The organism is Polaribacter sp. M10 (assembly GCF_054968445.1).
Genome location: NZ_JBSSBG010000027.1, coordinates 22,864 through 31,442, shown reverse-complemented (window position 1 = coordinate 31,442; position 8,579 = coordinate 22,864). Strand labels below are relative to the sequence as shown.

Genomic DNA, 8,579 nt, shown 5'->3' with positions numbered 1-8,579 from the left:
AAACCTGAAGGGTCTGCATTATATAAAATAAGAAAGACAATTTTAAATGACTTATTCTAAAGCAAACAGGTGTAATTTCTTAACAATAAAAAGAAGTCTTTCAATCTCTTAGGGTCAGTTGTAGTTAAACTGTTCAGGTTTAGAAATCTGCAGAATTTACTTTCAAAAATAATCACTTTTAGCATGAATTACCTTAAGACCCTTCAGGTTTTGAAAACCTGAAGGGTCTGCATAATATAAAAATATGAATGACTATTTTATAGACTTATTGTAAAGTAAATAGTCGTAATTTCTTAACAAGAAAAATAAGTCTTTCAGTCACTTAGGAGTAGTTTTAGACAAAATTGTTGAGGTTATAGAAATCTGCAGAATTTACTTTAAAAAAGTATTACATATAACATCAATTATGCCTAGACCCTTCAGGTTTCGAAAACCTGAAGGGTCTGTATAATATAAAATATGAATGACTATTTTATAGATTTATTGTAAAGTAAATAGTCGTAATTTCTTTTTCAATAAAAAGAAGTCTTTCAGTCACTTAGGGGAAGTTCTAGTTAAATTGTTAAGGTTTAGAAATTTGCAGAATTTATTTTCAAAAAGTATTACATATAATATCAATTAGATTAAGACCCTTCAGGTTTTCAAAACCTGAAGGGTCTGTTTTGTATAAAATATAAATGACTATAATAAAAGACTTATTGTATAGCAACAGGCGTATTTTCTTAACAAGAAAAAGAAGGAATTCAGTCACTTAGCAGTAGTTGTAGTTAAATTGTTAAGGTTATAGAAATCTGCAGAATTTACTTTCAAAAATCATTACTTTTAGCATGAATTACCTTAAGACCTTTCAGGTTTTCAAAACCTGAAGGGACTGTATAAAATAAAATATGAACAACCATTTTAAATCCATCATCCTGCAAAAAACAGGAGCATCATCCCTACAAGAAAAAGAAGTGATTCAATCACTTTGGAGCGGTTATGGCAAAATAATTCGAGTAGCATTACAGGGAAGCCCTCTAAAAAGTGTGGTTGTAAAAAATGTACAACTGCCAAAACAGATGAATCACCCAAGAGGCTGGAATTCTGATATTGGGCATCAAAGAAAATTAAAATCCTACGAAGTAGAAACCTATTGGTACAAAAACTACAGCAACCAAAGTAAGGCGCGTTTGCCCAAATGTTTGGCAATTGCACAAGAAAATGACGAGGTTTTAATGGTTTTAGAAGACTTAGATGAAGCAGGTTTTTCATTAAGAAAACAAAACCTAAGTTGGTTAGAAATTGACGGGTGTTTGCAGTGGTTGGCTAATTTTCACGCCAGTTATTTGGGTAAAGATTCCAAAGGGATTTGGGAGGTTGGTACGTATTGGCATTTAGCCACAAGACCACAAGAATTAGCAGTTTTAGAAGATATTCCATTGAAAAAAGCGGCAATTGCAATTGATGATAAATTGAATAATTGTAACTTTAAAACTTTTGTACATGGAGATGCTAAATTAGCAAACTTCTGTTTTTCTAAAAACGGACAAGTGGCTGGTGTCGATTTTCAATATGTAGGTGGTGGTTGTGGCATGAAAGATGTGGCTTATTTTATTGGGAGTTGTTTAGATGAAGAAGATTGTGAACGACTGGAATCTAAAATTTTAGACACCTACTTTACCCATTTACACAAAGCTTTGGGTGATAAAAATGAAGCATTAGAAAACGAATGGAGAGCTTTATATCACGTAGCATGGGCAGATTTTCATCGTTTTTTAAAAGGATGGAGCCCTGGGCATTGGAAAATTAACAGTTATAGTGAACGGATTACAAAACAAGTCATTAAAAATTTATAAAATGGATTTACAAAAACTTACAGATATTGCCATAGAAGCAGCTTTAGCCGCTGGAAAAGTCATTCAAAAATACATGAATGATGACGTTACTATTTTAGAAAAAAAAGTAGGAGATTCTCTGGCCTCTCAAGTACTTACAGAAGTCGATTTAAAAAGTGAAGCAACTGTGTTGTCTTATCTTTTGCCTACTTGTAAAACTTACGATCTGGGATTGCTAACAGAAGAGCAAGAAGATGATAATAGTCGCTTTGCAAAAGAATTTTTCTGGTGTATAGATCCCATAGATGGTACATTGGCTTTTATAAAAAAGCAAGCTGGTTTTTCGGTGTCAATTGCATTGATTTCCAAAGAAGGAATACCACAAATCGGAGTTGTTTTCGATCCTACTACCAACAATTTATATCACGCCATAAAAGACAAAGGTGCTTTTAAAAATGGAAAACCTTGGCAATTTAATGAACCAAATAATTATTTAACCTATACTATCGAAAAAGACTTATCAGATTTACCCGAAAAAGAGAGGTTTATAGCAGTTTTAAATCGAGAAAAAGAGAAACTAAAACTGAACGAATTGAAAGAACATTTTGGTTCGGGTTCTGTTTTAAATGCGATAAAAGTTGCAGAAAATAAACCTGCCATAATGTTTAAATTTCCCAAAAAAGAAAAGGGTGGAGGTTGTATTTGGGACTATGCCTCAACAGTGTGTATTTTTAACGAACTCGGTTTAAAAGCTCGGGACTTTTATGGAAACCCACTAGACTTAAATAGCTCAAAAACTCCGCATATGAATGAGAAAGGGATATTCTTCTCGTCATAACGAATGCTCTAGTCTTGCGAACTCCTTTTGTCATTGCGAGGTACGAAGCAATCTCATCATTACAACCAACAGATTGCTTCAGGCATTCTTCCTTCTGCAAAGATTAGCTGTTTGCAACATTCGGCGTTTTTCTCTTCATTTTAATCTTTCATATCTAATAATTTGGCATTAAAATTGCAATATTTTATTAACTTTGTATATATAAAATATTAAGTCGACTCGATTAAAGCCGTTTGCTTTAATAGGGCCGCAACAAAATCCTCGGTTTTTGAACCGAGGTTCTTTATTTTCTATTTTTTCTTTTTTAGTAATTTTTCTATTTCTTCTAATTCTATTGCATCTTCTTTTTTAGCTTCTTGAATTTTTCTGTTGGAATCGAATTCGGCATATATTTTTCTAACTTTTTCTTCCATTTGCTTGTTAGAAATACTACCCAAACTTTTTAACACTTTTTGGTCGTTAAACTCTAGTACTCTATCTACATTTTCTTTCCAGAATTTCATTGTAATGTCTACACGATTTTTTGCTCTTAGCTCTGCTGTTTCTATAAATATAACTACCAACCTATTTAAAGAATCTAATTCGTCTTCATTTAAATAATTTTTTGCAATAAAGATGTCTTGTTTTCTTACTTGGTTACCTTTCCAAGTAGTTAATGCCATATTAGGGTCTTTTGCATTTGCTCTTGCAAGTACTAATTCTGCTGCTGTTTTATGAGTTACTGCATAGAGTAATTTGTTTTGTGTATCAGCAAAAAACATTTGTGTAGCTTTGTCTGTAGGGTCGTAATCGCTACTTAATGCAAATAAATCTCTTACTTTTTGATAGAAGCGTTTTTCTGAAGCTCTAACCTCTCTAATACGTGCAAGTAATTCATCAAAATAATCGGGTCTGCCATCAGGATTTTTTAAGCGTTCATCATCCATTACAAAACCCTTAATCATATATTCTTTAAGGTTTTGGTTTGCCCAAATTCTGAATTGTGTACCTCGTTTACTACGTACTCTAAACCCAATAGCCAAAATCATATCTAAGGCATAAAAAGTAACATTGTACTCTTTACCATCTTGAGCAGTTGTTAAGTAATTCTTAATAACTGAATTAGATGATAACTCTTTTTCTTTCAATATGTTAGATATATGCATACTGATGTTTGGTATAGAGGTGTCAAAAAGTTCTGCAAGTTGACTTTGATTCATCCAAACATTGCCATCTTTTGTATATAAACTAACAGAAGCTTTGCCATCTGCTGTATTGTAAATAATGATGTTTTGTTGGTTGTTTTGCATATGAATTCTTTTTAAAACTTTCTTTTTCTACTACTTTTCTATTTACTTATTTCCAAAGTGGTTCTTGTTGCCAATTGGCTTTCATATCTAAAGCATTTGGGTCTATATTTGGATACTTGATAAATAATGTATCTAATTTAGAAGTAAAATCATTATTAGGCTGAATTGTGTTTAAAACATACTTCATCAAACACAAATGCATATAAAGTTTGTTAGTCTGTTTTGGAATATTTTCCTTTTCTATAATCCAAGGATTTGGTGGTTTGGGTAAAAGTTTTACTGTACTTGGTAAGTTTCTGTTCCATAATCTAGAATGATGTGCACAAAAATTCCGAATCTGTGCAATAGATTGTAACCAACTTGGTAAATAGGTATGATTTACAGCACCAAATTCTTGTGCAATTAAGTCTTTAGATTTTACAGAGTGTTTTAAATTACCATATAGTTTTGATAAGTTACCAAAACTAACTTGTTCTAAACTCTTCCAAGAAGGTGGGAATCTTAAATCGTCTTTATGCTTTTTAAAATGATGTTTTATGGTAACATCTTTTCTTCTTGCTCTAGTTACTTCTTCTTCAATTTTTGCTAATGTTCTAGAGTATTGTAAACTATCAGTAAAAATTTCTGAATTACAAAACCACCAGGGGTCTATTTCGTGAGAAAGATGATAAATAAGCTTGGTTCGTAAACTAATTTCTATTTTTTCTATAACATCAAAAAGCAACAAACGTAGTTCTGCATCAAAATTATAAAGAGCTATTACATCTGCAAACCTACTATTGGGTTTAAAGATATGTTTTTCTTTATTTTCTTGCATTACATACCAATATTCTCCTAAACGATAATAGCTAATATTAGATAAATATTTTTCTGCTAAAACAGTATTTTTAATTAGCAACCCTCTTTCTTGTAGTTGTGCAATTTGTTCTTTTATGGTAAATGCTTTTTTACTAAACATAAGTAAATGTTTTTTTGGTAAGCAAAATAAGAAAGGTGTAAAAAGCAAAAGACACACCCTGGGACGCTGTTCTATTGGGTAGCGTGGTGTGTACTGTTGCTGCAAAAGTACAATTTTTATAATATATTACACTAGTATTTGTTTGTTTTTTTTTCATATTATTTTTTTTTAATTTGTAATAGATTGCTTCGTGAGTTTCTGAAACAAGTTCAGAACAAGCGCAATGACTAACTATTCTCCACAATTTCAATTTCCTCATCAGTTAAACCATACAACTCATAAACCATTTGGTCTATTGCTGCATCTGTTTGGTTTATTTGGGTTTGTAAGGCTTGTGCTTTTTGTTTGTTTTCTTCAAAGAGGTCTAACCACTCAAACTCATCTTTTTTGGTTAGTGTTGGTATTGGTTCTAAATCTTCTTTTGCTCTTAATTTATTATTGGCTTTTATGGCTTTGTTGAGCTCTTTTATAAAATCTCCAAAATCTAACACGTGCCAGTTTTGTAGTTTTGATGGAGGTTTAATCTTTAGTTTACTCAATAAATAAGTTCTAAATTTTTCTAAACAACTATATAGTTTATTTCTATTACCTTCTGATTTTAAACTTAAGTTTTCTAAAAATTCTATATGATTATCTAAAGTAGGAAAAGGAATTTGAGCTAAATAATTCGATTTATATCTAATTCTTCCACCATCTTTAATATTACCTAAAATAGGGCAATAATTACTAGCTAAAAACCTAAACATTTTAGAGTTTAATATTGGTAAAAAATAGATTTCTGATTTAGGAATAAAAAAACAAGTCATATCTGGAATACTACCTGAATAATCTATAGCAAATCTATTACTGACAGCAATATCAGGGTAAATAATTTTAGGATTTGAATAGTCAAAAAATTTATTTACTTGCTGTAATTCATACCAAAAATGTGTTCCTTTAATAACTCCTTCTCTTATAATTGCTCTTTTTATTAGTTCTTCTTTTGAATTTAAAAAATAATTATAAGTATTGGGGTATTTTTTTAAATCAATTATTTCTTGCTTATTATTTGTAAACTTATAAGGAAAAAATACAAATTGATTGCTAATGTTAAATCTAAATTTCTCTAAATTTTTACCAAATATTATTGGCTTAAATAATTCTGATTCATTAGAATTATTAGTGATTTCTTTAACTTTATCCTCGTTAAAAATTAATAACTTATTAGCACCTGTTTTTATACCTGCTAAAAATTTACGCTCAACTAATTCACCAAATTTAACATATTTACTTTCTAACTTACCTAGTAAATTTGTTGTCTTTTTATCTTTTAATTTCCAGTCATTTTTTACAAGAGTTTCTTTTGAAATATTAATGATATCTAAAGTATTTAAATCACCTCTTCTTATCTGTTCTAAATTGGTCACTTCAGATAATAATAAATCATTTTCGCTAACATTTTTATTTATAATTGTAATACTAGGGAATGTACCAACACCTTCAAAAATATTTGCCTCTCCAAAATCAATTAACCTAACTAACTCATAATCATTACCTATTAAAAAACGAAGGTTTTGCCCATATTTAGATTGCAACCATTTATTAGGAGCAATGTAAGATAGAACCCCATTTATCTTAAGAATTTCCATCCCTAATTCATAAAAATATATGTATAAATCAGCGTTACCATGATATGATTTGTAATTAGATTCTAGAAATTTTTTATATTGAATAATTAATTCCGCTCTTACATAAGGCGGATTCCCAATCACCACATCAAAACCACCTTTTTCAAATACTTGAGGAAATTGTGTTTCCCAATGAAAGGCTTTATCACCAGCCACTGTTTTGCTGTCTATTAAAGAATTTCCACATTTTATATTGCTACTTAAATCGTTTAATTTTCTACGAGGTTGTGCAGTACGTAACCATAGAGAGAGTTTGGCAATTTCTACAGATTCTTCGTTTAAATCTACCCCAAAAATGTTGTTTTCTAAAATGGTGTTTTCAATATCTGGAAATTGTAAACCACCACCTAAAACTTTTGTTTTAAGTTCGTCTATATAAGTGTGTTCTGCAATTAAAAAGTTTAAGGCTTGGTTTAAAAATGCACCAGAACCACAAGCAGGGTCGCAAATGGTGAGTTGTAAGAGCCAATTTCTATAGTCATCTAATAGCTTTACTAATTTTGTAATGGTGGTTTTTTGTCTGTTTTTACGTCCTTTAAAGTATTCTTCTTCTTTTATACCTAACTCAACTTTCTTTTCTGTACAGAGTTTACCAACCGTATTTTCTACAATGTATTTGGTAATGTATTTGGGAGTGTAGAATACTCCGTCTTTTTTACGTTTGCTTTTTTGCTTGTCGAAATCTGCGCCTTCAATTTCTGCATTTACGCTTTCTATTTCATTTAAAGAATTTTCAAAAATGTGCCCTAGAATATTAACATCTACTTGACTTTCGAAATCGTACCCTGCTAATTTTTGGGTGTGTTTGTAGAGTAAATCGCTATCAATTTCTAAACCATCTAATAAACTATCTTCTTTAAACAAACCACCATTATAAGCGTATATTTCAGCTCTTTTAGATGTTCCTGCTCTTCCTTGGTCTAAGAATTTAAAATATTGTTTAAATAGCGTGTATAGTGGTCTGTCGTCACCAAAATCTACATCGTCTTTCCATTTGTCTAATATTTGCTGGGTGCTATTTGCAGGCAATAAACTTCGGTCTTCTGCAAAGAATATAAACAGAAAACGGTCTATTAATTTTTGTGATTTTTTAAAGAGCGTTAGCTTTACGTTTTTTTCTAATTGTTGTTGTTCTTGAGATTTCTCGACTTCGCTCGAAATGACATTAGTATTTTTTAATCTCTTGGCATTTTGTTTTACCAAATCTCTGTATAACTCTCTTTTAAAAAGTGAATAGTCTTTATAGAAATCTTTAGTAATTTTTTCTTCTTGTACTATAGATGCTTCTTTAATTTTTAAAGGAACATTGTTTAGAATGTTGTCTTTCTGTAAGCATAAATAGAAGAGTTGAAAACGTTCTTTGGTGAGTTCAAATAAATTAAACTCTTCAAACTCTGTGGCATCATTGATATAGAAACGCAACTTCTCAAAGTTAGATGTAATTACATACACGCAGCCTTTTTGATTTGCTTTATAATCAAAGGCTTGTTTGCGTATGCTTTCTAAATCTTTGGTTTTTGTGCCTTTTAATTCGATTACGCCTAGAGCAATATCATTATGCAAAATTGCACCATCTGCTTTTCTAGAATTGGTTTGATTTTTATACTCGGCTACTAAATTAAAATTGGCTTTTGGTTTTAGAGTATAGTCTAAAATATTGACAAATAATTCTGTTAAAAAAATACCTTGATATTCTTCTTCTTTAGAACTTCTTATGTTTTCTTGAATAGTAGGGTTTAAAAAATACTTGACATACTTTTTATAGGCTTTTTCTATAACAGTATCTTCTTGTAAGTTGATATAACTTTTTAATACTGATGTTTGGTATAATGACATTGTTTTCTATGCAATTTAGTAAGACTTAAAAATACTAATCTTTTTAATTCTTACTGCATCAGTAGGTAATTTTTATTGCATCAGCATGCAATAATTACTCCATCAGCATCCGACAAAAGTTGCATACGTATGCAATACAGGTGCTTTTTAGGCATAAAAAAACCTCAATACCCAATG

The 8,579-nt window shown here is 30.4% G+C and carries 5 protein-coding genes; 2 read left to right on the top strand and 3 right to left on the bottom strand.

The annotated features are described in order from the left end of the window. Positions 1 to 887: 887 nt before the first annotated feature. Together ACWYN7_RS16280 and ACWYN7_RS16275 are read left to right on the top strand one after the other, a co-directional pair. On the top strand, positions 888 to 1,835 hold the full coding sequence (locus ACWYN7_RS16280) for an oxidoreductase family protein (protein WP_462861036.1): 948 nt from the start codon (positions 888 to 890) through the stop codon (positions 1,833 to 1,835). Between the two features lies 1 nt (position 1,836). Beyond that, positions 1,837 to 2,652, top strand: a complete 816-nt coding sequence (locus ACWYN7_RS16275) for a 3'(2'),5'-bisphosphate nucleotidase CysQ family protein (RefSeq protein ID WP_462861035.1) — start codon at positions 1,837 to 1,839, stop codon at positions 2,650 to 2,652. 290 nt (positions 2,653 to 2,942) lie between these two features. On the opposite strand, the gene ACWYN7_RS16270 is transcribed toward ACWYN7_RS16275, so the two are convergent. The 3 genes from ACWYN7_RS16270 to ACWYN7_RS16260 form a co-directional block, all read right to left on the bottom strand. Further along, a complete protein-coding gene (locus tag ACWYN7_RS16270) occupies positions 2,943 to 3,941 on the bottom strand; it encodes a virulence RhuM family protein (RefSeq protein WP_462861034.1) in 999 nt (332 codons plus the stop codon). A gap of 46 nt (positions 3,942 to 3,987) precedes the next feature. Next, positions 3,988 to 4,899, bottom strand: a complete 912-nt coding sequence (locus tag ACWYN7_RS16265) for an Abi family protein (protein WP_462861033.1) — start codon at positions 4,897 to 4,899, stop codon at positions 3,988 to 3,990. A gap of 227 nt (positions 4,900 to 5,126) precedes the next feature. After that, entirely contained in the window at positions 5,127 to 8,402 is a 3,276-nt protein-coding gene (locus ACWYN7_RS16260) for an Eco57I restriction-modification methylase domain-containing protein (RefSeq protein WP_462861032.1), read from the bottom strand. Between the last annotated feature and the right edge of the window lie 177 nt (positions 8,403 to 8,579).